The following is a 22,489-nucleotide window of genomic DNA, read 5'->3' as shown; positions in this document are numbered from 1 at the left end:
TTTTTACATTTGAAGCTTAATAAACAAGGTTTCAGACGTAAAAAGATTGAATATTTGTGTAGAATAGTGTATAATTACCGATCTTTAGCTCTGAATATTATGGCCATTTCTAAATTTCTTGATCCTCGCAATGATTTATGTTTCAAAAAAATCTTTGGAACGGAAAAAAATAAAAATATTCTTATCCACTTTTTGAACGACATCTTAGGATTTTCTGGAAGTAATGAAATAAAAGAAATTGAATTCTTAAGCACTATCATGGACCCTGAGATTGCCTCTGATAAACAAAGTATTGTTGATGTCCTTTGTAAAGATTCTATTGGTAATAGATTTGTCATCGAAATGCAGCTTGCTCGTGATAAAGGCTTTGAAAAACGTGCTCAACTATACGCTGCTAAGGCTTATTCAAAGCAATTAGATAAATCTGGAAATTACATTGATTTAAAGAAAGTCTTCTTTATTGCTATTTCTAATTGTAACTTACTCTCTGAAGAAGTTGATTATATTTCTACTCATAATATACGAGATATAAAAACCAATGGACACTACTTAAAAGATCTGCAATTTATCTTTATTGAATTACCTAAATTTGCAAAAAATAAAGTAGAGCTGTTAGAAAGCACAATAGAAAGGTGGTGTTTCTTTTTTAAATACGCAGAAGAAACTACAGATGAAGATTTAAAGAAAATAGCAAAGGAATCGCCAATAATAAAGCTAGCATATGATGAATTAGATAGGTTTCGCTGGAATGAAAAAGATTTAGTAGCTTATGAAGAGAGAATAATGGATCTACGTAAAGGAGAAGCCATCCTCGCTCAAAAACTTGATGACGCTAGAGAGGAAGGTAAAATTGAAGGTAAAATTGAAGTAGCAAAAGCGATGCTAGCTAATAACGTTGATATTGATACTATTGTCAAGTTTACAGGTCTTTCCATAAGTGAGATTAAAGAACTACGGAAGGTTTAATAATTTGTGTGATTCATAGAGGTTATTGCAACTAATTTGTCAGATCAAGTCTGAACTTGAAATACCTGTTAAGAGGTTTTATATTTTTGAAGTGACTTTAACTCTTGGTTATGTTTGTAATTTTGCATGACAAATGTTTCTTTTGATGAGATATAATTTTTTTGTATTTCACTTAGACAAGGAATTGTTTTTTCCAGTTCTTTATATTTTTCCCAAGGAGTCTTTCCCTGAAGAGAGCTATGAGGACGTTGTTTATTATAATATTCTTCCCAATCCCTAAGCTTGACTTGCAATTCATAATCCTTAATGTTAACGCTACTATAAAATTCATCTAAATCTGTACGCTGCGCTCTTTCTACTTTACCATTTAAATGTGGGGAAAACGGCTTAATTGGACGGAATTTTATTTTCCATTCTTTTAGACACTCTTGCACTTCGTAAGCAAAAAATTCTTGTCCTCTATCGGTCTGAATCCTTTGACAATGAAATGGAGCCCTTTCCCTTAATTGTTTTAGGAAATCCAGAGTATTTTTTGAAGTACGCCTTGAGTATAATGCGATAACTTTATAACGCGTACAATCATCTATAGCAGTATATTGATAAAGCCCCGAAGATATTTTGCAAACATCCATTTGTACACGCTCTCCTGGCACTTTGCAGTTATAACGCTTAATCTGCTTGCGATAGTGGCGCTTAATACGTAAAAGACTTACATCGTGTTTCTTCAAAACTTTGTGTATAGTAGCCAATGCAAAAGAGATATCATGTAAACGCTTTAATTCAGCTTGAATACGTCTTGCTCCTAATTTTCTAGCTTTTCTCAGATGAAGAATGAGCTGTTCATTTGACTTGTTGATTTTTTGTAAGGGTAAAGTTTTAGGCCTGCTACTAAGGTTTGACAATCCCTGTTCACCTAGCTTTTCATAACGTTTGTACCATTTTCGTAAGGTAAAGCGTGAAATGTTATAGTGTTGACATACTTTGCCTGCATGACCTAATTTTTTGTATAATTCTATCCAATTCAGACGCAACTTAACTTTGGTATCCATTTACTGATTGCCTCTTGTTGATGAATTTATTCATATTATTGTAATAAGGTATTTAAACTATCACAAGTCAAAGTTTTTATTTTATCTTACATTTTTGCTGTAATAACCTCTATGAATCACACAGATAAGTCAACACTTGTTATCTATTACACAAAGTGCAAGATGTTATAACCACTTCCATCTTTAGAGTAATATCAGCCTTGTTCTGTATAAGATAATTAGCTATATCTGAGTGATAGTTTTTTAAAGCATAGTATAAAGGAATTGCACCCTCTTTGTTCTTTTGATTTATATCAATTGTTTTACTATCTCTTCTACCTCTACTTTTTCTTTTTCTACTTTCCTCTTTTCTTTCTCTGCTACATCCCTTGCTTGTACTACTCTCGTTACTATGCTCAGCTTTAATCTATCAATCTCTTGGTCTTTGCATTCTGGTACATTCTCTCTTTCTTTCTTCTCGCCTTCAATAAAACTTCTGCTTAGCTTCTCAAACTTATCTACAAGCTTTGATAATCTTTCAAAGTCAGGCTCTTTTATTTCTCTCTTCAACTCTCTATACTCTTTACATAGGTTCTTAAATTTTGTTGTATAACCTTCATTTAAAACCAGAAAAGTATATTGGCACTCTAAAAACTTCTGCACTTCCTTATTTTGTTTTATTCTTTTTCTTGATATGTCTTGATCATCTGCTTCATCGTATAGTAGATTAAGAGCTTTTGTTTTTGCTTCTGCTTCTTCTGCTCTTCTTTCTGATATTTCATTCTTACTTCTTAACTGCTCAATTTCTTTTCTAGTTTCTACTGATTTTTTCTTTAGATCCTTAGTCGTTAATAAGTTCTCTTTCATAAATAGCATGTCCTCTTCACTCAACTCTACCCCCTTTAACATTTTTTTCTTATTTGCTTCTCGTAAAATCTCTACCATTTTATACCTTTTTTACTCCTGTTAACCTGCGAAATTTTTCATCATCTAACTCTTCTGCTATTTTCACCTTTTCCCTCACTCAAAACCCACCATTTTACTCTCTTTTTAACTTTATTCTAGTTTCGAAAGAGGTTCATTGACGCAAGAGTCTGGAATCCTTCATTTCATTAAATTTAGCATAAGCTCAGTTTGCTTGTAAATTTTTCTGGATGCCAGTGTCCGGACACTGGCATGACATTATAGAAGCTGAAATTCCAGTGTCAGCTACTTAGATAACACCAAAGGGGCTACTCGCATTTTTTAGGCCTAAATCACAGTTCTCATACAGTAAGCACTGACCATTTTTCGTATAAGTTACCTTTATAAACAAATGTTTGTACAGCTGTAACACCCACCTTAAAAACTTCAGAAAAACTGGCCTATCGTTTTTAACCTATTTAAATTTCCAAAATTAATCTATTTGGATCTTCTATGTAATTTTTTATTTTAACAAGGAAAGTCACTGCTCCTTTACCGTCAACTATTCTATGATCGTAAGAGAGAGCAATATACATCATCGGTCTGATTTCAATTGAGCTACCTATAGCAACTGGTCTATTTTGTATTGAGTGCATGCCAAGTATTCCAGATTGTGGAGGGTTGATTATTGGAGTAGAAAGGAGTGAGCCGTATACGCCACCGTTTGAGATAGTAAATGTTGCACCTTCCATTTCCGATACTTGCAGCTTACCTTCTCGTGCTTTTTTGCCAAGGGCAACTAAAGTTAGTTCAATTTCAGCAAATGACATTTGATCAGCATTGCGAATAATCGGCACAACAAGACCTTTGTCGGTACCAACAGCAACACCTATGTCATAGTAATTTTTATATATAATCTCATCATCTGAGATTTCAGCGTTAATCTCACGAATTTCTTTCAGCGCTTGCACTGCTGCCTTTATAAAAAACGACATGAAACCCAGTTTTATTCCGTATTTCTTTTCAAAAGCTTCTTTATACTTTGCCCTCAGATCCATGACGTTTTTCATGTCAATTTCATTGAACGTGGTCAGTATTGCAGCAGTATTTTGCGATGCTTTCAAACGAACAGCTATTACTTGCCTTATTTTGCTCATTTTCACTCGCTCTTCTCTTCTCTCTCCACTTACTACACTTTTTGGCGATTCATATTGTTTTACCGGAGGTTGTTCAGCTTTACTCATATGGTCTATCACATCCGCTTTAGTTATTCTGCCTCCCATGCCAGTTCCTTTTACATTTTCTGCACTAATTGCATTTTCTTCCATAATTTTACGAGCTGAAGGGGCATCTTTTTTATCAGGGCTTTCGCCTTTATCTTCTTTTTTCACTTCTTCTTTTACTTCTCCTACAGCAAGTTTTGCCAGTAATTGATCAGGGCTAATTACATCATCTTCTTTCACAAAAAATTCAGTTATTTGTCCTGAAGCTTCTGCAGTTAGTTCTAGCGCCGTTTTATCAGTTTCAATTTCAAAGATCAAGTCATCTACTTTTACTGCTTCGCCGATATTTTTCTTTATTTTTACTATACCTTCCGTAACTGATTCACCACCAAGAGTTTTTGGCGCTCTGATTTCTATAATTTTGCTCATAAAATAACTTCTACATAAAACTTTCTATAAATTTATACATGAAAAGAAACATAAATAAACTAATAAATTCATTAGGCCTTTTATCATAATGCTTGATTATTTCCTCCTAATACATGCAAAATTAAAATACTAAGTAAATTGAAATAAGATTATGGCTTTTGATAAAGTAGGCAACTCAGAAGATTTAGATAATGAAAAACTTCAACTGATATGTAAGGCTTATAGTGGAGAATTACTATCAAATCAAAGAATTGTTGATAGCATTAATTCAATGGATTACAGTAAACTTAAAGTCTTATGCAAGTATAGCATCATATGTAGAAGAAATCTATGACCATAAAATATCTGCAGCAGAGATATCTGGAATTACAGATAAATTACTACCTATAATCAATGAATGGTGTAGTCGTCCACTACAATCAATATATCCGATAGTATTCATGGTTTTTTAAGGTGAAAGAAGACGGTTGTTGTGTAAGTAAGTGCATGTATAACATATTGGGTATAGATCAAGAAGGCAAAAAGGATGTATTGGGTTTTTATTTTTTCTTTGTTTGTTAAAAATTTAGATTTTTGGTAATCGTGATTTAGAATTACTTCTAAAATAACAAAAGCATCTTTGTCATTATGCTATATACTAGTAAATAGTAACCTGTCGCTGTCACTTAATTTAGCTCGAAAATATTTAACATCTCCATCGCCTTTTATTAATTTTATACCTCCCAGGTTTGTATATTTATTTTCCTCTAAATCTTTAATGATTTCATTGAGCTTTTCCCTTAAAGGAGTTTTACCATTATCTAAATCATGATCATTAAACTCATCACAATAAAATACATCACTCATACTTCTCACCTCACTTTAATCTTAATGGTTGAATTTCATTCTTAGCTTATCATAATATCTCTAATTTCGCCAATAATTTAACTATTTCTATTTCAGTTACCATTTCGTATGTGAATTTTGTAGCATTAATGTATTGTTAGCATTGTAATGCCAATATAGATGTAGGTTATACTTTTGGTAACAATATGCCTACTTTTAAAGAATGCTTAAAAGGTATAGTAAGTGATGAAAAACTGGAAAATGCTATTACTTTTTTTCAAGGACCCTTGATTGACTTTGTTAATAAGCATAAGAGTCATTATTTTAAACTTCACGTTCTAGAAGGAAAACCTAGGGAATTTTATAATTTTGACCCATTATATTGGATTATACCTAATTGGATAAAAAGTAATTATTCATTAAGTAGCTTGTATTTACGTATGTTTGTGAAAGTGTTATCAGACTTTAGTATGTCGAAAGAAAAGGGATATATAAGAGGACTATGTGAGATATTGTGTGACTGGGTGATAAAAAATGATTATTTGTGGAATAGCGTGGCTTTTAGCAAAGTTTTTGTTAATCAACAAAAAAAACTTACAAATGATGAGAAAAAAAAGTTATTAGATATGATTTCTTCTGATGCATCATTTTTTCGACGAGAGAGATGGTATAGAGAAAGGTTATTTTATGAGCGTCATGGTTGCTACCCTAATGATTATGTTTCATGTGAAGACCATAAATGTATTATGGTTCAAGATAGAACGACAGGAAAATATAAAATAAACAGCGCAATACTTAGCAAAAATCTAGATAAAGTAAAACCTGGATACTATGCAACTCTATATTTTACTCGTCTAAATGGTAGTGGACATGCAATGTTAGTAAGGCGAAATAGTGACATTAAAGAAAGCTTTTCACTTTTTGACCCTAATTGTATAGCACTTTTTGATATTACAAAGGAAGAAGTATCTAACTCTGCTGCAGAAATTTTAGAACTACTTTATTTTGATGTTAACTTTGAGGATTTAGGCATTATCGAAAGGAGAAAAGGTATTTCTGAAAGTTTAGCTACGAAAAACAAATCAGTTGCAAAATTTACTGAGAAAGAAGTTCGGGAATTATTGGAAGATTCAAATATTTCTATGCTTACATATAGGAAACTAGAAGGTTAATTTAGAATCCCTCGTTTCATGTAAAGAAAATTCAAAATCAATATAATAATAAATTAAAAAGTTGTATTGTTAAAATTGATTGACTGATAAAAAGAAATAGGATCTTTGCTATTGCCAAAAGTTTTACTTTTAATAACATCCAAAATAAACAAAATCATACTCAAATTGTCTACAATCAGGTATATATGGTTGTTTTCGTGAGTAATCGCTAGCAGCTGTAATGATGGCAAATATCTCTATAAGGTACAAAATAGCACAAAAAATAAGAAGCTGGAGGTTAAAATAAAAGTATACCCTAAAAGATTTAGTAGAGAAAAAAGGCATAAAGTATCACACTGGGATGAAGTTATGGAATTTGGGCTCCAGTATCAGCTACTTAAATGACACCTGATTATAAAAGAAATCTAATGATTTACATAAATCCCATAGCGTGGCAAATGAAGCGTTTTTTAAGAAAATCTGAATTTTCAACTACCATTAAACCAAATGCTCTAGCGCAGAATATTCTATTGGAAAATATCCTATTTAATCCATCAGTTGCAAGTGCCATAGTAAAATTATCAAAGTATCTATCACGTGAAATTTTCTTCAATAGATAGTTACTACCAACATCAATGCCAGAGGATTTTGCAGCAGTTATTTGTCTAATAACACTCTCTAAATCTCTCATTCCAAGGTTAAGTCCTTGACCTGCAACCGGGTGGATTGAATGTGCTGCATCGCCAATCAGCAAAATTCTGCTTTTATGCAGCTTTCTTGCAAAAGAAAAACTCAAAGGATAGAATCTTCTTTCACCCTCTAATTCAATTTCTCCCAAATAAGAACCAAATCTTTTTTTGAGTTCTATGACAAATTCCTCTTCGGATAAGCTCATCAGCATTTTTGAAATTTCGCATTTTTCTGTCCAAACTATTGAAGAAGTATAGCCACCTTTCATTGGCAAAATTGCAAATGGACCACCAGGAAAAAACCGCTCTACAGCTAAGTTTTGGTGATGTAGTTCATGTTTTACATTAAATACAATGCTATTTTGTTTATAACCAAATTTTATCATTGGTATAGAAAACAGCTCTGGCAGCTTAGAGTTTTTACCTTCAGCACAGATAAATAGCGATGATATCAATTTTTGATCATTATCAAGAGTAACTTCCATGTATCCTTCGTCACAAGAAATTGTTTTATAGGAACGTGGAGAATATATATTGAGTTTATGCAAAAAATTGTTATTGATTGCATTCCATATAATAGCGCTCTTGATTACATAACCCATTGGTTCTTCACCGACCATTTTATGATCATAATGCACAGTAAATGGGCTATTTCCATCTAATATGCATATATCAAGTATTGGTTCAGCTTCGCCTTCTAAGAGCCTCCAAATCCCTAATTTTTCTAGTATTTTTTTTGATCCTTGAGAAATGGCAAATGCTCGATTATCATCAACTGTACGTGGCAAACTACTTTTTTCAATTACGGCTACAGATACAGAGTCATTACTCAGGCCAATAGCAGTAATAAGACCAATTAGCCCACCACCTGAAATGATTACATCGTAATTCATTTTATTTACCTAAAATTACATTTTATTCGTTTTGAAAATAGTTTAAACAAACTTTGTAGATGCTGGACTTCTTATCACTACCTTAGTATACCTCAGATTAGTAATAAAGTATTAATTATTTTATGCTAAAATAGGTTTTAATTTTATTAAAGGAAACAGCTTATGACTACAGATTGTAAAGAAGAAATGAGAAACTGTATCTCTAAATATAGAGAAGAACTTGCAGAAAATAAAGCAGCAATTAAACAAACCGTAACTGGCAATAATAAAATCAATATAAGCGATTACTTTTATCAGGGTGATAAAATCTGTAACAAAGAGCTGTTTAACATAGGAAGTGAGTGTCAAGATACAAAATATGGTAGTCGACAAGAATATACGTATGATGAGTGGAAGGAAAAAATTGAAAAACCTCATGCTAAAGATTTGCTAAAGACGTTACAAAATGAAGTAAAAGGTAAAATATTAAAAAGTTTTGAAGATTATGAAAAATATCATAAAAATGCTACTGAAGATATAAAAAGAGAATTAGACATAGATTCAAAATTAAAGGCAATACTCAAAGAAAATCAACAACCAGAAACTGATGAAACTCGAGCATATTATGACGTTATACGAGGTTTATATGAAAATGGAGACATGCGCTCTCAACTAAAGTGCAATGATCTTGATTGTTTTAATAGAACAATAGAAGATAATCTATCTCAAAAACAATCCGAGCTAGCTGCTATAAAGGATGACTTTTTGGATAATACGCAAAATATTTTTCAACATATTCAAGTTGAAGATAGTATTTTTTAGAGAAATAAGATTATGCTATTTTTTTAATGAAATTTCTTAAGTGGTAGATTATTTTTTACAGCTACAGCTGAGGTAGCTGTCACTACCTGAAATGTAACAAATAAAATACCAATCTTAAATATTGCTATATTTCACGATAGTTTCTCAACTTGACGCACATGCTTTTGGAACATTCTCATTTGTCAAATAGTTTCTGTCATGCTACACAATCTGTAATGCAGGTTTTAACTTACTTTTACGCAATATTGATCATTCTTGAAAAGCAATCTAACATTTTCTATTCCTTGATTACGAAGCTTTGATGCAGCTGATTTAGCTACCTGAGCGTTTACAAAAAATGCTACATATCCCTTACTTTCTGCATTGTTTTGTTTTGGGTGACGTTTCTGCATTTCTTTTTCATATTGCCTTTTGTAATGAGGAGTATTTTGTATCAATTGTTCTGACCTCTTTCTTAAGTACTCGACTTTTACCTTCGCAAGCCCAGACTTATGAAGTCCTAAAACTTGTGCTGCTTTTTCTGACAAGTCTATTATTCTACCTTCAACAAATGGCCCTCTATCATTAACTCTTATAACAAGCTTTCTTCCATTTTCTAAATTAGTAACACGAACAAAGCAGGGTAGGGGCAAGGTCTTATGTGCTGCAGAAATCAAGTGACGATTAAACACTTCACCGTTAGCTGTAATTGTGCCATGATCTTCTATTCCATACCACGATGCTATTCCTACTTCCTCATAACAGCTACAGTATTTTGGGTGGTAGGTGATACCATTTATTGTATAGCTATTGCCAATTTTATAATGACCTGCGGTGTGATTACACCTATTGCTAAAACTACAACTACTCATCAAAACGAATATTAGACATAGAAAGGCTAGTTTTTTTATCATTGTACTTAGTGAAATGGTTCGATAACATGAGGATTTTAAATTATACTATAATAAATTTAGTAATAAGTAAACGTCTACTGCCAAATATGCACAGCACTAAAAAAGAAGTAATACATATAATCGGTATAGGTGGAATTGGAATGAGCGCAATTGCTGAAATTCTTCATAATTCCAGTTATAAAGTTCAAGGCAGTGATACGCGATCAAACGACAATATAGATAGGTTACAAAAATTAGGTATAGAGGTCTATATTGGTCACGATGCAAGTAGTATTAGACAAGCTCAAATAGTTGTACATTCTTCCGCAATAAAACCTGATAATGTGGAGCTAGTTGCAGCAAGAAATAACAATAAAACCGTTTTGCATAGGTCAGACATGCTGGTTAAAATTATGAAAGGTAAATATGTGATAGCAGTTTCAGGTTCAAGTGGCAAGACGACGACGACAGCTATGATTGCTTCCATTTTTGATCATTCTGGTGCTGACGCCACTGTAATTGTTGGAGGAATATTAAATTCCTATCAGAGTAATGCAAAACTTGGCAAAAGTGACATTTTCTTAATTGAGGCTGATGAGTCTGATGGAACTATGTTAAAAATTCCTGCAGATATTGCTGTTGTAACAAGTATTAATGACGACCATATAGACCATTACGGTACATTTAACGACATCAAAAATGCGTTTTCTCGATTTGTAAACAACGCGAATTTTGCTATTTTGCCTGATTCTGCAGACATCAATCATGATGCGAGTAATTCTATAACGTTTGGGTTTGGAAATGGTAAAATTAGAGCTAGCAACATCAAACAACACAATAATAGCATAGAATTTGACGTGCTGATTAGTATAAACGAAAGTAATCGTATTCCATTGTCAACTACTCAAATAGTTGAGAGGGGTGGAATAAAAGCCACTGCCATTAAGTTAAGGAAAAGTGATGAACTGTATTATAAAATCAGGTAAGATCCACAAATTAAAAGAAGTAATGACATGAGTAAAAAAAAGAATAATCATGTTTATAAAAAATAAATTGATGAGTTTAAACTTTATAAACGCACACAGAGCATCCTCAAAAGACTTCTCACGAAAAAGAAAGCTGCCCTTCGTTAATGTATTTCTCCTGATTTTTAGAAAGAGTGTAAAGTCATTACAAGTGATGCTTAATGAGTTTGTTCTGCATACAAGAAAAGATTATACAATTACGGCAAGTGCATTTACTCAAGCAAGAAAGAAGCTAAAGCATACTGCGTTTTCAGAGTTAAATGATGATATAGTTTCCCTATACTACCAAGATCAGGAATTTAAAACCCACCATGGCTTCAGAGTACTTGCATTTGATGCTTCAATACTGATTCTGCCAAAGAGCGACAAAATAATAGGTGAGTTTGGCTCAAGAGCAGTATGGAATGGAATCCAGAGATTTGAAGACTATACAAGTGCAACCTTTGAAGTTTGCTACGATGTGCTAAATAATATTGCAATAAAATCTGTGCTAAGTAGAGGTGACAGCTATGAGGTTGATTTAGCAATCGGTATGCTTGAATCCATAAAATCAGACGATTTGTTAATCTGTGATAGAGGATACGTATCTTATCGATTTCTTGCTGAGCTTACAGGAAGGAAAATCAATTATATAATTCGCTGTTCAAGTTCGTCTTTCAATGAAATAAACGCTATGTTTAAGCCGGAAAGCCCATCTAGTACGGTGGTAGTGTCTACCGCACCTATTAAAGTAGCAAGACAGCTACGAAAGCTAGGATTACCTGATGAGATGAAATTCAGGTTAGTCAAAATAATACTTTCTTCTGGCGAAGTTGAAGTGTTAGTAACATCTCTGTTAGATGAGAAACGTTTTACAGTTGAAGAGTTTGAGAGATTATATTACTTGCGCTGGGGAGTAGAAACATTTTTTTCTAGGCTGAAGGGAAGATTAAATTTAGAGAATTTCACAGGAAAAAGTATTGAAACTATCAAGCAGGATTTTTGGTCAACTATCTTCATCAGTAATCTAGAAAGTATCATGATAGAAGATGATGAAGAGACATTGAGCGCACAGAATAGTAAACTAAAAAAAAGCATCAATAAATCTGTCTCATTTAATGCGATTAAAAACTTAGCCTTTGATATTTTTTCTACAGAGTCAGACATAGACTGCATTATGGATCGACTATCACAGTTATTTTTGATGAACACTTTAGTGGTGAGAAAAGGGAGAAGAGTTGATCGTCATAAGATATCTGATATTCGTTCACTCAACTACCAGAAAAGAGCTAGAAAACATGTGTTTTAAATTCAAGATATCTTTTCAGTATCATTGCATTAGTACATTCTTTGCAAAATAACCTGCAATTATTACTTTTTTAAATAACTTGCACTTTTCAGACTCCCTTTTCTTAAAAATTCACCCTAGTATTTACCATAATTATCAATCACTTCAAATTTTTTGTCCAATCTTAACTTCTCTTTCCCTTAACTTAATGGCAGTGGAATAAAAGCAGCCCTTTCTTCATCACCTCAATGCTTGAAACTGGATTCTCGTTTCAATGTTAAACAAGATACTATAGAATTTAAGAGGACAATCCCTAGAAAATCTCTACATTCAAAAAAAGTAAATCGTACTAATGCTATTTGAACAAGCTAGCGTAAAAGTAAGCTAAATTTTTTAAGGTACAAAAATAGCAAGAAACAGTTGTTTGAAAAAAATTGGAATTTGATTGGATTGCTGAAAATTGGCTCTTAAACTTTAGACGCATAAGCAAGATAATACTCTTTAACTAATATAGATTAGGTGATTTGGAAGAGATACATCTAGAGCAGCCGGCAAAGTTACAATACATATTACCGCAATAACTAGAAATGAGAAGGATCTATATGGTGATTATAGATTTTTCCAGACCTTGAAAACAGTAAATAGACAGTAAATTAGAACTACTGCAAAAAAAACAAGAATAGCTACACTGGTTGCTTGACCATCGTAAACGTAGCTTGTTAAGCCGGTAAAAATAGCCATAGTGAAAAATCTGACAAATGAAACTGCAGAAGAAACTGTACCTTTAATTTCAGGGAAAGTATTTAATGATGCATTAAAAATCACTGCTTGGCAAATTCCACAACCTATACAAAAAATGATCATAGACAGTGTTACCAAGTAGTAGAAGTGAGGCATGGTTATACTGAATATTAAAAGCAACAGGGATCCAATAGTAATCACGCCTGTACCAGAGATGACACACCGCATTGCTCCAAGTTTATGGGAAATTTTACCAGAAAATAGGCTCACAAGTGAGAAGGACCCAATTATTGCACCTTGATGTAGTGCATAAATAGTACTGGATAAGCCAAAAGTTTCCATATACAAAAAAGGTCCGCAAGTAATGAATGACATATAAGCAGCAGAAAAGAGGCTCTGCGCTAAAGACAGCATCACAAATTTTGAACTCAATAATAACTTTCCATAGTCTCTCATCATTTTTTTCAGACTGAAAACATCGCGGTCCTTTTTTGTTTCTGGTAATAGAAAAAGCAGTAAAACCCAGGAGATTAAACAAAGTATAGCAACACTTGCATAATTACCGCGCCACCCTACAATTTCATTGATGAAACTACCTAAAACTGGTGCAATTGCTATTAGAACTGTGAGAATAGAATTCATGATTCCAATAAATTTTACTGCTTTCTCACCCTGATAGCTGTCTGCAACAATTGCAAATACAACCACAGATGTGCTTGCACCAATGCCTTGAATAAAGCGGGAGATTAAAAGCCAAAAAACTGACGGCGCAAAAACACAGCCAATAGCACCAATTAACAGGAAAGCGTTACCTATGATCATAATTCTCCTTCTGCCATAACATTCGGATAATGGACCAAAAAACAACCCTCCTATGCAAACGCCTAAAAAATTATAAGCAATAGTTAATTGAATTGTGCCTTCCGGTACGTTAAAATAGCGTACTATATCAGGAAAACTAGGTACAGAAATATCAATTTCAATGAACTTAGCAACTAGAGATAGGATTAATATAAACGGTAGTAACACTTTAAATCTTTAACGAATGAATAAAAATATCACATTTAAAGCGTTGAAAGAAGAACATTTTTTACTGTTATTAAAATGGTTAGAAACACCCCATGTAAAGAAATGGTGGGATGCGGATATAAATTGGACACCAGAGTTAATTGAGAAAAAATATAGTACCTACATTAAGGGGTTCAAACGTTTGAAGTTTGAGACGCAAATTATTAAAAAACCGATGCATGCATTCATTATTAATTGTGACGGAGTTGATATTGGTTATATTCAATACTATAATAAACACGATTTTCCACCTGAGCAGGGTTACGACACTTCAGAACTTTCAGAAAGCTGTGCTGCTATAGACTGGTATATCGGAGAGCTGGATTATGTGGGCAAAGGCATTGGTCCACAAGCTTTGAATATATTTTTAAACGAATTTGTCTTTAAAGTTTATGAAAATGCCTTTGTCGACCCAGATATAGCAAATGTTTGTGCAATCCGTGTTTACGAAAAAGTTGGCTTTAAAAAAATTATGGAAATTAATAGTGCGATTTTAATGATTAAGGCAAGAATTCCTGAGAACCATTCAAGATGAGTGTTTTTTCAACAATCTACCTAAATTACTACAAGTGGTTTATAAAAATATACAAGGAGCTTTATACAAACTTAACATAATTTAATCATAAAAATATCATTATTAAGTCCTATATAAGAACAAATTTTGGCACTCAGTGAATCTTTTTTAACTAACTATGAACTTGATTAATTGGAAAATAAATTTTACTTACTTTTACAATACCTTAAAATCTAATATCACTTTATCAGTCAAAGGTATTACAACAGGCTAGTATGTTCTTTACTCTTTTCCTTAAAATATTACCTATTTACATTACAATACTTATTGGTTATTTAGCAGGAAAGTACCTTAAAATTGATAGAAACACTATATCCCAAATACTCTTTTATATAGCTAATCCAATAGTGATTTTATACGGAGTATCTCATACAGAAGTTAATTTAAAAGTAATTTCTCTGCCGATTTTGATATGGTTTATAGGTAGTATTATGTCCTTATCAGTATATTATCTTTCTTCTTTCTTATTTAAGGATAACACAAGGAACATATTAGCGTTTAGCTCAGGCAGCACAAGTATGGGTTATTTTGGACTACCAATTGCCATAGCTTTATTTGATGAAGATTCAGTGTCTGTGTATGTTGTCTGTTATATAGGAATGGCACTTTTTGAAAATAGCTTAGGATTTTATATAGCTGCAAATGGTATTTATACTGCAAGAGAATGTGCATTAAAGTTACTTAAACTTCCTTCATTATATTCGATGATTCTAGGTTTCTTTTTAAGTATATATGATATACAAGTACCTGATTTTTTGATAGATGTTATGATAAATATCAGAAGTACATTTATTACATTAGGAATGGTGCTACTTGGAGTGAGTGTTGCACAAATTACAAATTTTAAAGTAGATTGGAAGCTTGCTTTGACCACTATTGTAGCAAAGTATATATTCTGGCCATTATTTGTCTTAGGAATTGTTCTACTAGACAAAAATGTTGTAGGTATATACGATGAAAGTATATATAAAGCACTGATGTTGCTAGCTATTATTCCAATTTCTGGATCTAGTGTAATACTTGCTAATATTTTAAATTACCAACCAGATAAAGCTACTTTATTGCTCCTAATTAGTACTGCAGTGGGACTATTTTATGTTCCACTTATAATATCATTATTTTTTACTAAACTTGTCCCTTTTTGATCAAAAATTTAAGCGCTAGGCCTATTCACAAAACTTGAATTTAGACTAGACTTCTTGGATAATCATAAAAGAAACTAATCCTTTTTTCCTCTCCTTTCTTATTTTTTCACACAGAATAGGAAGTTATCAATTGATGGAATTTTCGCAATAATGTCAATAGCAGTAAGATTTCCTACACCTTTTAGCAGGTCTATAGTTGAATTTGGATGTTCTATGAGCAGCAACAAATAAATGTAACTTGCCTTTTTCTATATGATGCTATTAACCGAATAGGTATTCGCTTGACATTTCCATATCTTTGTTATCATTAGTAATACTAAAGGGAAAACTAAACTTAATAAGATTTGGAAGCATATTGTTGTTCCATGATTCACGTAATGCTGCTATGCCTTCGTTGCAGACGTTGTCATAAAGTAAATTAAATTCTTTGTAATATTTGGAAGATTAATATTCTCTAATGCTTCATTTAAAACTTCTCCGCACTGAGCATCAATATAACAATTAGATAAAGTCAAGCTTGTAATATTTTGCTTTTTCTGTAAAAAGTTTACTAGCTTTTCCATATATACATATAGATTATTTAACTCTAAGGTGTTACTATTAACATATTGATTAAAGTCAACTTCCATGGTTTCTATAAGTTATAGAGATGCCAATTACAGCATAAATTTAAATAATTGTCAACCTTATGAACAACTAACTTTACTTCTTTTTAACCTGATACCTATGCTTTGTTTCAAATTTCCATCAAAAAGTAACATTACCCCCTCCAGCCAACCTTTCTGCTTCATTTCGTGAAATCAATGCCTCAATAAATTCATCTAGTTCACCTTCTTTTATAATCTGTTCTAATCGATGTGAAGTCAGATTAATTCTATGGTCTGTAATTCTTGATTGTGGAAAGTTATAAGTTCTTATACGCTCAGAGCGATCTCCAGAACCAATTTGACTTTTTCTCATTGTTGATCTTTCCATTTCTTTTTTTTGTCTTTCAATTTCATATAACCTAGCTCTCAATACCTTAAGTGCTTTAGCTTTATTTTTGTGCTGCGATTTTTCATCCTGTTGTATAACAACTATCCCTGTTGGCAAGTGAGTAACCCTTACTGCACTATCGGTTGTGTTCACTGATTGCCCGCCAGGGCCACTAGACCTGTAAACATCTATTCGCAAGTCTTTTTCTTCTATTTTAAAGTCAACCTCCTCAACTTCAGGTAATATTGCAACAGTGGCTGCTGAGGTATGCAACCTTCCTGAGGATTCAGTTTCTGGCACTCTTTGTACTCTGTGCACTCCTGACTCAAATTTTAACCTTGCAAAAACTTCTGTTCCATTAATGATTGCAGAAGCTTCTTTATAACCACCTATACCTGTGTTAGAAATGTTTATTGGTTCAAATTTCCAATTTCTTCTTTCTGCATATTTTTGATACATGCGAAATAGTATCGCTGCAAACAATGCTGCTTCTTCTCCTCCTGTGCCTGCTCTAATTTCTAATATTGCATTTCTTGAGTCATCTTCATCTTTTGGCAATAGCGCTAACTTTAGCTTGGCTTTTACTTTTGGTAATAGTATCTTTTGCTTCTCAAGAAGTTCTTCTTTTGCTAACTCTTTTATATCACTCTCGCTGTTCTCATCTTTCATGATTTCTTCTAAATCTGAAATTTCCTCTTTTAATACATTATATTCATCGATTATCTCGATAATTGGTCTGAGTTCAGAGTATTCCTTTGAAAAACTAACGAATTCTTTTTGACTCAAATTGGTAGGGTTTTCCAGATTTCTCTCTACATCAGAAAACTTTTTTTTTAAGTCTTGTAAATTATTCTCTATATCCATATAGTATAGGTCTAGTTTTTAGCTGTTTAAGTAAGTAATATATACTGAAATAAAAAATTTCTTATATCAAGCAATAACACTATAATTGTCTCGAATATTTCTACCTAAGTATAATGGCAAAACAGATAACATCAATCTGCAGCTTCATATTTGGAGCTTCAGACAAAAAATCATTACCAGATGAGTCGGCTCCAGAGATTGCGTTTGCTGGTAGATCAAACGTAGGAAAATCGAGTTTGATCAACTTGCTGATAAACAGCAAAAAAGCTGCAAGAGTTTCTTCTAAACCTGGATGCACTAGACAAATAAATTTTTACTCTATGTACAATGATAAGTTTAGGATTGTCGACCTACCGGGTTATGGCTATTCTTGCGCAAGCAAAGAAGAAGCAGTACAGTACTTAAACCTAATTGAGTATTATCTAATTCACAGGAGAAATCTAAAAAGAGTGTTTGTGCTTATAGATAGCAAGGTAGGATTAAAAGAAATAGACAAAGACTTTGTTTATTGGTTAATATGTAATAATATTAACTTTAATATTGTGCTAACAAAAATAGATAAAGTGAGTCAGGAAAGTCTAGATGCTATTTTAGAAAGTACTAAAAAGTGGATTAATAATGAGCATGTGTCAATTCATCAAATAAGCATTCGTGTTAAGCATAAAATAACCAAGGTAAGAGATGAGTTTTTCAAATTTACAAGATAAAAAAATGAAAAGTGATGAATCTTTAAATGGTAAGATGCCATTGAAGGAAAAAGCAGAAATATTATTTGAAGTGCTGTCTAGCATACCTAAATTTGTAGGCGAAACTTTTATCATCAAGTGCAGCAGTGTAGTAATCTCAGATGAAACGCTGCTTAGTGCTTTTGCGCATAATGTTGTCCTGTTGAAACAGCTTGGTATAAATCTGGTGATAGTTCATGATGGAGAATATGAAATTGACTCAGTATTAAAAATGCTAGGTATGGAAGATAAGTTTATAAATGGCGTCAGACTTACAGACAAAAGCACTATGAAAATCATTGAAATGGCACTGTGTGGTTCAATTAATAAAAAAATTGTTCAGCATATAAATTCTGCTGGTGGTTCAGCTATTGGATTATGTGGAAAAGATGGCAACCTCATAAAAGCTGAAAAGATAAGCACTACGCTTAGGGAAAATAGATTAAATAATATTGAAAAAATACTAGACATGGGATTTATCGGTAGACCAACTGAAATCAATCCTGATATATTATTCTTTATTGAAGAATCAGATTCTATACCAGTTATTGCACCTATCGGTTATGGAAAAAATGGAGAAACATACCATATTGATACTGATAGCACTGCAAGTGCAATTGCACTTGCAGTTTACGCATCTAAAATGATAATCTTGAGTGATACAGATGAAGAAATAAACAAATTTGGCAATAGAAGAGTCTTGATTAAAAATTTAAAAGAATCGATTGATTGTGGAAAAATTAAAGGAGAAAAATTTGTTGAAAGGCTTATGTCATATACTAAAATGGTAGAAGAATGTGCAGGGGTTGTTCACATAGTTGATGGTAGAGTACCTAACATTATACTTGATTTATTTACTGAGAATAATTCAGGTATATCAATAATCGATGATTAATAGCTATACTGCTTATAATCATATGAACGTTGAAAATTTAGGGAAGTTAAAGTAGATACTCTAGTTTTTCTGTACTTGTCTTTTAATGAAAATCATGACCAAGTTATTGTAATCTTTTTAAGAAAAATTTTCAAACTATTAACTCTATTCTTTAGTGCTAAAAATAACTCTCTAATCCGCCTTTTTAGCTCAATAAATGCCTTTGTTAAACTGAGTTCTGTATTCTTTTTTAATTTTGTACAACTCATGAAATATGAGAATTGCACATAATTTAGCATATAATTCACACAATACTCTGTGTGGCTTCCCTTTTAAGTCTTATGTAGCTCTTGTATAGTTTAAAAACAACTCAATTTGCCACCTTACTCTGTAATACTTGCTCAGCACTAATTTTATCCTCTGGAATATTAGTTTTGACCAGTTCAACAATTTCTGATTCCTTTTGGAAGATCATGTGATTTTGCCAATTTATTAGCTTTTCTTCTTCTGGCTAGAGACTGCTCTTCAGTTAATTTATGACATATCATTCTTACTCTAATCTTTGCTTCTTTTCCCAACAACACCTTCATTTCTAAAAATAGCTTGTCTCCTAAACATTCCAATAATTCCATTTTTTGATTTGTTTCTATAGCATATACATTGGTATCAACGACTTATAAAATAAGCTCCCGTTCCATTGATCTGTTTAAAAGAACTTGAACCAAGGTCAGATATTAGCAACTTCTCCCTATAACCTTCTTACTCCCTCCGTTATGTTAAGTTGATCCAATGTCTGATTTAGGTAATCAAAAACTAATTTTAACTTTATTCCACACTTAGTGTTACTCTCATAACCTTTGTCCATAACCTTTATATAGATTTTCCATGCTGTTAGGCAAAGCTACTATCCAATGCTTTTAAATTGCTGCAAGATTCTACAATCAATTTGCAGGGTATTTTAAATAAAGCCATTGTACATTCTTTTCATAAATTCTACTGCTTCTTTAGTAAACCTGAAATCTAAACCCTGTTTCGTTATTATCACAGATTCTTCATTTAATAATTGGCACATTGTATCTATGATTCAGTTTGTAACCCCTATATTACCCAAAATTATAGCTTTTATGAATCATCAATTACTCAATTTTCTTTTCCTTTTCTGTTTCAATTATTTGCCATTTCATTGAAAAATTTGTTGAGGTAATTTGATAAGCAAGTTATTTTATTCATCATTAGTTCTCTCACTAAAATATATCCGAGAGAATTTTATATCTTCTTATCCTATCTTCTTCATACCTTTATTTCCTTAACTTGACCCTTATGCTTTTTTAAATGTTCCCGAATTGTGGTGGTTGCCATCCTTCTCCACATATGTCGTCATTACCAAACGTTCAATTTTTTTTAATTTATCTATTAGAAAGTTTGGCTAAAGATGCTTGATTATTTTTTCTAGATATTTTAAACTAAAATACTAAGTAAATTAAAATAAGATTATGGATTCTGATAAAGCAGGCAATGCAGAAGATTTAGATAACGAAAAACTTCAACTGATATGCAAGGCTTATAACAGAAGGTTACTATCAATTCAAAGAGTTGTTGATGGCATTAATTCAATGGATTACAGTAAACTTAAAATCTTATGCAAGTATAATAATAAGTTTAGTTGCAAAGGTATTGAAGAATTACTATCAAATAAGGAGATCGTTGATAACATCAATGATTTTGATGATGACGTGTTTGAAGTGATATTAAATGAAGGAGGCATACTAGAAATGCTAAAAGATGGGAAGGTTTGTAGTGATGAATTTGACAGTAGTGATGACGAGGGGAGTGAAGAAGATCATGAATATTATGATAATATTGATGACAAGGAAGATGAAAAAAATGATCTGAATAACTTTGCTAAAGAAGCACTAGGAAATAAAGGAAATGATACTGATAATGAAAACCGTGTTGATGATGATCAGTTTTATGTTTTTCATGGTAATCAGTTTTGTATTGTTGATGGTAGTCAGCTTTATATTAATGAAGAAATACTTAAATTCATATTTGACATCGGTAAGTTTAGTAATGAAGATATGACAAAATTATTAGAAAATAAGAAAATTCTTGAACGTATCAATTCGATTGATCCTAAAAAATTTAAAATCATACTTAATACTGATAAGTTTAATGATACCAGTATTATTGTAGAATTACTAAAAAATCCAAACACTATTGAGAATATCAACCTTATTAGTGAAGAACTACTTAAATACATAGTTGAGAATGATAAGTTTAGTAGTATAAAAGTACTAGAAGATCGAGAATTTATTAAGCTTATAAATTTGATTGATCCTGAAAAATCTAAATCCGTATTTAGGCAGTTTTATGGTACCAGTATTGTTATAGAATTACTAGAAAATCAGGAAGTTGTTAAACGCATCAATTCGATGAATCGTAAAATATTTGACTTGATATTTAGATATTCTGATCAAGGATATATTATGAATTTACTGAAAGATCAGAGTTTGTTTGATCAAATCAATTCTCTTGATGAGAGTAAAGTTAGTATCATGAAAAGTGATTATTTTTTTACAGATAAAGAGATTGCAGAAATACTAGAGACTTCATTACCTCAACTCCATTCTATTGATGGTAATAGATTAAAAATTATATGCAAAAGCGTTAAGTTTAATCCTACAGATGTTAGAGAAATACTAAAATGTCAGAGTCTATTCGTTCGAGTCAATTCTATCGATCTTGAAAAACTTGAACTTATATCTAGTAGTAATAAGTTTGATTGCCCCATGATTATGGATTTACTAAACAGTCGGGATTTTATCAATTCTATTAATACTGAAAAATTTCGACTTCTACTTGATAGTGCACAATTGAATGGCAAAAGGATTATAACACTACTAAAAGATCAAAATGCTGTTAAGGGCATCAATTCTGTTACCACTCAAGAGCTAAAAGCAATAACAGATAATGTTACTGGTAAGGTATTTGTTAATATATTTAAAAATTTTAAACCTAGCGTAAAGTCGACTTTGAGGCTTGCTATACTCCTGCGTAAAGCTGGTAAAATTACAGATATTAATATCGATTACTTGAACAACAAGGAACGTATTTACGAAGATATAATTAAATATGTTCCCCAAGAGCTGAGCATATATACTCAATATCCTTCCCCAGAGATTGGCTTAGACGTTAAAGATCTTCCTCAAGAGCAGGACATAAATATAAATTCACTTATATCATTCCCTAGATTTAAAAGATATATTGGATGCAAAGAACCTGTGTCAACATTATATAATTTATCTCTAGAGCAAGTTATTGAAAATATCAATCCACATGAAAGAGCTAGGTATTCCTAACACTACTAAATTCATTTATTTATAATAATTTTACTATATCGTAAAACCATCTATATCAGACTGTTTTTACTATATTTTCTTGGTAAAATCAC

General features: G+C 32.0%; 20 protein-coding genes and 2 pseudogenes. 12 read left to right on the top strand and 10 right to left on the bottom strand.

Annotated features, from left to right (window positions below; translation table 11 throughout):
* Nucleotides 1-99 precede the first annotated feature (99 nt).
* The gene (locus OPS21_RS03010) at nucleotides 100-966 is read left to right on the top strand and encodes an Rpn family recombination-promoting nuclease/putative transposase (protein ID WP_264336980.1); all 867 of its coding nucleotides are present in this window, start codon (nucleotides 100-102) and stop codon (nucleotides 964-966) included.
* A 68-nt stretch (nucleotides 967-1,034) separates the two neighbouring features.
* On the opposite strand, the gene OPS21_RS03005 is transcribed toward OPS21_RS03010, so the two are convergent.
* The 3 genes from OPS21_RS03005 to odhB form a co-directional block, all read right to left on the bottom strand.
* On the bottom strand, nucleotides 1,035-2,015 hold the full coding sequence (locus tag OPS21_RS03005) for an IS481 family transposase (protein ID WP_264336561.1): 981 nt from the start codon (nucleotides 2,013-2,015) through the stop codon (nucleotides 1,035-1,037).
* A gap of 288 nt (nucleotides 2,016-2,303) precedes the next feature.
* Nucleotides 2,304-2,939: a hypothetical protein gene (locus tag OPS21_RS03000; RefSeq protein ID WP_264336979.1), complete on the bottom strand. Its 636-nt coding sequence runs from the start codon at nucleotides 2,937-2,939 to the stop codon at nucleotides 2,304-2,306.
* Between the two features lie 437 nt (nucleotides 2,940-3,376).
* On the bottom strand, nucleotides 3,377-4,549 hold the full coding sequence (gene odhB / locus OPS21_RS02995) for a 2-oxoglutarate dehydrogenase complex dihydrolipoyllysine-residue succinyltransferase (protein WP_264336977.1): 1,173 nt from the start codon (nucleotides 4,547-4,549) through the stop codon (nucleotides 3,377-3,379).
* Between the two features lie 151 nt (nucleotides 4,550-4,700).
* On the opposite strand from odhB, the gene OPS21_RS02990 reads away from it, so the two are divergent.
* Nucleotides 4,701-4,883 carry a hypothetical protein gene (locus OPS21_RS02990; RefSeq protein WP_264337287.1) on the top strand — a complete coding sequence of 61 codons (183 nt, stop codon included), beginning with the start codon at nucleotides 4,701-4,703 and terminating at the stop codon, nucleotides 4,881-4,883.
* Nucleotides 4,801-5,092: pseudogene (locus tag OPS21_RS02985) on the top strand (transposase); the annotation flags it as partial. The gene OPS21_RS02990 and the pseudogene OPS21_RS02985, both read left to right, overlap by 83 nt.
* Before the next feature lie 87 nt (nucleotides 5,093-5,179).
* Here OPS21_RS02985 and OPS21_RS02980 read toward each other — a convergent pair.
* Nucleotides 5,180-5,395 carry a hypothetical protein gene (locus tag OPS21_RS02980; protein WP_264336975.1) on the bottom strand — a complete coding sequence of 72 codons (216 nt, stop codon included), beginning with the start codon at nucleotides 5,393-5,395 and terminating at the stop codon, nucleotides 5,180-5,182.
* Nucleotides 5,396-5,844: 449 nt separating this feature from the next.
* Between OPS21_RS02980 and OPS21_RS02975 the strand changes: the two genes are divergently transcribed.
* Nucleotides 5,845-6,546: a hypothetical protein gene (locus OPS21_RS02975; protein WP_265027700.1), complete on the top strand. Its 702-nt coding sequence runs from the start codon at nucleotides 5,845-5,847 to the stop codon at nucleotides 6,544-6,546.
* A 412-nt stretch (nucleotides 6,547-6,958) separates the two neighbouring features.
* Here the strand turns inward: OPS21_RS02975 and ubiH are convergent, their stop codons facing one another.
* A complete protein-coding gene (gene ubiH, locus OPS21_RS02970) occupies nucleotides 6,959-8,107 on the bottom strand; it encodes a 2-octaprenyl-6-methoxyphenyl hydroxylase (protein WP_264336973.1) in 1,149 nt (382 codons plus the stop codon).
* Between the two features lie 162 nt (nucleotides 8,108-8,269).
* On the opposite strand from ubiH, the gene OPS21_RS02965 reads away from it, so the two are divergent.
* Complete coding sequence (locus OPS21_RS02965; RefSeq protein WP_264336972.1) at nucleotides 8,270-8,908, top strand: hypothetical protein; 639 nt, start codon at nucleotides 8,270-8,272, stop codon at nucleotides 8,906-8,908.
* 224 nt (nucleotides 8,909-9,132) lie between these two features.
* Here the strand turns inward: OPS21_RS02965 and OPS21_RS02960 are convergent, their stop codons facing one another.
* Nucleotides 9,133-9,801 carry a septal ring lytic transglycosylase RlpA family protein gene (locus OPS21_RS02960; protein ID WP_012481726.1) on the bottom strand — a complete coding sequence of 223 codons (669 nt, stop codon included), beginning with the start codon at nucleotides 9,799-9,801 and terminating at the stop codon, nucleotides 9,133-9,135.
* Between the two features lie 86 nt (nucleotides 9,802-9,887).
* Between OPS21_RS02960 and OPS21_RS02955 the strand changes: the two genes are divergently transcribed.
* Both OPS21_RS02955 and OPS21_RS02950 read left to right on the top strand, forming a co-directional pair.
* Nucleotides 9,888-10,766, top strand: a complete 879-nt coding sequence (locus OPS21_RS02955) for a Mur ligase domain-containing protein (RefSeq protein WP_265027699.1) — start codon at nucleotides 9,888-9,890, stop codon at nucleotides 10,764-10,766.
* A gap of 49 nt (nucleotides 10,767-10,815) precedes the next feature.
* Nucleotides 10,816-12,093: an IS4-like element ISWpi18 family transposase gene (locus OPS21_RS02950; protein WP_264336305.1), complete on the top strand. Its 1,278-nt coding sequence runs from the start codon at nucleotides 10,816-10,818 to the stop codon at nucleotides 12,091-12,093.
* Between the two features lie 588 nt (nucleotides 12,094-12,681).
* Here the strand turns inward: OPS21_RS02950 and OPS21_RS02945 are convergent.
* Nucleotides 12,682-13,842: a multidrug effflux MFS transporter gene (locus OPS21_RS02945; RefSeq protein WP_264336970.1), complete on the bottom strand. Its 1,161-nt coding sequence runs from the start codon at nucleotides 13,840-13,842 to the stop codon at nucleotides 12,682-12,684.
* Nucleotides 13,843-13,858: 16 nt separating this feature from the next.
* Here OPS21_RS02945 and OPS21_RS02940 point away from each other — a divergent pair, with 16 nt between their 5' ends.
* Together OPS21_RS02940 and OPS21_RS02935 are read left to right on the top strand one after the other, a co-directional pair.
* Complete coding sequence (locus OPS21_RS02940) at nucleotides 13,859-14,416, top strand: acetyltransferase (protein ID WP_264336969.1); 558 nt, start codon at nucleotides 13,859-13,861, stop codon at nucleotides 14,414-14,416.
* A 254-nt stretch (nucleotides 14,417-14,670) separates the two neighbouring features.
* Nucleotides 14,671-15,600: an AEC family transporter gene (locus OPS21_RS02935; protein WP_264336968.1), complete on the top strand. Its 930-nt coding sequence runs from the start codon at nucleotides 14,671-14,673 to the stop codon at nucleotides 15,598-15,600.
* Nucleotides 15,601-15,983: 383 nt separating this feature from the next.
* Here OPS21_RS02935 and OPS21_RS02930 read toward each other — a convergent pair whose 3' ends face one another.
* Entirely contained in the window at nucleotides 15,984-16,229 is a 246-nt protein-coding gene (locus OPS21_RS02930) for a hypothetical protein (RefSeq protein ID WP_264336967.1), read from the bottom strand.
* Nucleotides 16,230-16,347: 118 nt separating this feature from the next.
* On the bottom strand, nucleotides 16,348-17,439 hold the full coding sequence (prfA, locus tag OPS21_RS02925) for a peptide chain release factor 1 (protein ID WP_264336966.1): 1,092 nt from the start codon (nucleotides 17,437-17,439) through the stop codon (nucleotides 16,348-16,350).
* Nucleotides 17,440-17,549: 110 nt separating this feature from the next.
* Here prfA and yihA point away from each other — a divergent pair, with 110 nt between their 5' ends.
* Nucleotides 17,550-18,146 carry a ribosome biogenesis GTP-binding protein YihA/YsxC gene (yihA, locus tag OPS21_RS02920; protein ID WP_264337276.1) on the top strand — a complete coding sequence of 199 codons (597 nt, stop codon included), beginning with the start codon at nucleotides 17,550-17,552 and terminating at the stop codon, nucleotides 18,144-18,146.
* A complete protein-coding gene (argB, locus tag OPS21_RS02915; protein ID WP_264336965.1) occupies nucleotides 18,121-19,059 on the top strand; it encodes an acetylglutamate kinase in 939 nt (312 codons plus the stop codon). Before yihA ends, argB begins: the two co-directional genes overlap by 26 nt.
* Here argB and OPS21_RS02910 read toward each other — a convergent pair.
* Nucleotides 19,056-20,268 (bottom strand): annotated as a pseudogene (locus OPS21_RS02910) (IS4 family transposase). The gene argB and the pseudogene OPS21_RS02910 sit on opposite strands and share 4 nt — an antisense overlap.
* A gap of 263 nt (nucleotides 20,269-20,531) precedes the next feature.
* Between OPS21_RS02910 and OPS21_RS02905 the strand changes: the two are divergent.
* On the top strand, nucleotides 20,532-22,397 hold the full coding sequence (locus OPS21_RS02905; protein ID WP_264336964.1) for a DNA polymerase V family protein: 1,866 nt from the start codon (nucleotides 20,532-20,534) through the stop codon (nucleotides 22,395-22,397).
* Nucleotides 22,398-22,489: the final 92 nt, after the last annotated feature.

The sequence above is a fragment of the Wolbachia endosymbiont (group B) of Chorthippus parallelus genome (assembly GCF_947251815.1).
Lineage (GTDB): Bacteria > Pseudomonadota > Alphaproteobacteria > Rickettsiales > Anaplasmataceae > Wolbachia.
This window is presented reverse-complemented; position numbering and strand designations above follow the sequence as displayed.

Excerpts from the sequence above, each read along its gene's own strand:
- OPS21_RS02990 (WP_264337287.1), top strand. The coding sequence starts at position 4,701 with ATGGCTTTTGATAAAGTAGGCAACTCAGAAGATTTAGATAATGAAAAA.
- OPS21_RS02950 (WP_264336305.1), top strand. The coding sequence starts at position 10,816 with ATGTTTATAAAAAATAAATTGATGAGTTTAAACTTTATAAACGCACAC.
- OPS21_RS02930 (WP_264336967.1), bottom strand. The coding sequence starts at position 16,229 with ATGGAAGTTGACTTTAATCAATATGTTAATAGTAACACCTTAGAGTTA.
- OPS21_RS02955 (WP_265027699.1), top strand. The coding sequence starts at position 9,888 with ATGCACAGCACTAAAAAAGAAGTAATACATATAATCGGTATAGGTGGA.
- OPS21_RS02905 (WP_264336964.1), top strand. The coding sequence starts at position 20,532 with ATGGATTCTGATAAAGCAGGCAATGCAGAAGATTTAGATAACGAAAAA.
- OPS21_RS02960 (WP_012481726.1), bottom strand. The coding sequence starts at position 9,801 with ATGATAAAAAAACTAGCCTTTCTATGTCTAATATTCGTTTTGATGAGT.
- OPS21_RS03000 (WP_264336979.1), bottom strand. The coding sequence starts at position 2,939 with ATGGTAGAGATTTTACGAGAAGCAAATAAGAAAAAAATGTTAAAGGGG.
- OPS21_RS02975 (WP_265027700.1), top strand. The coding sequence starts at position 5,845 with ATGTCGAAAGAAAAGGGATATATAAGAGGACTATGTGAGATATTGTGT.
- OPS21_RS02965 (WP_264336972.1), top strand. The coding sequence starts at position 8,270 with ATGACTACAGATTGTAAAGAAGAAATGAGAAACTGTATCTCTAAATAT.
- odhB (WP_264336977.1), bottom strand. The coding sequence starts at position 4,549 with ATGAGCAAAATTATAGAAATCAGAGCGCCAAAAACTCTTGGTGGTGAA.
- OPS21_RS02935 (WP_264336968.1), top strand. The coding sequence starts at position 14,671 with ATGTTCTTTACTCTTTTCCTTAAAATATTACCTATTTACATTACAATA.
- argB (WP_264336965.1), top strand. The coding sequence starts at position 18,121 with ATGAGTTTTTCAAATTTACAAGATAAAAAAATGAAAAGTGATGAATCT.
- ubiH (WP_264336973.1), bottom strand. The coding sequence starts at position 8,107 with ATGAATTACGATGTAATCATTTCAGGTGGTGGGCTAATTGGTCTTATT.
- OPS21_RS03010 (WP_264336980.1), top strand. The coding sequence starts at position 100 with ATGGCCATTTCTAAATTTCTTGATCCTCGCAATGATTTATGTTTCAAA.
- OPS21_RS03005 (WP_264336561.1), bottom strand. The coding sequence starts at position 2,015 with ATGGATACCAAAGTTAAGTTGCGTCTGAATTGGATAGAATTATACAAA.
- prfA (WP_264336966.1), bottom strand. The coding sequence starts at position 17,439 with ATGGATATAGAGAATAATTTACAAGACTTAAAAAAAAAGTTTTCTGAT.
- OPS21_RS02940 (WP_264336969.1), top strand. The coding sequence starts at position 13,859 with ATGAATAAAAATATCACATTTAAAGCGTTGAAAGAAGAACATTTTTTA.
- OPS21_RS02980 (WP_264336975.1), bottom strand. The coding sequence starts at position 5,395 with ATGAGTGATGTATTTTATTGTGATGAGTTTAATGATCATGATTTAGAT.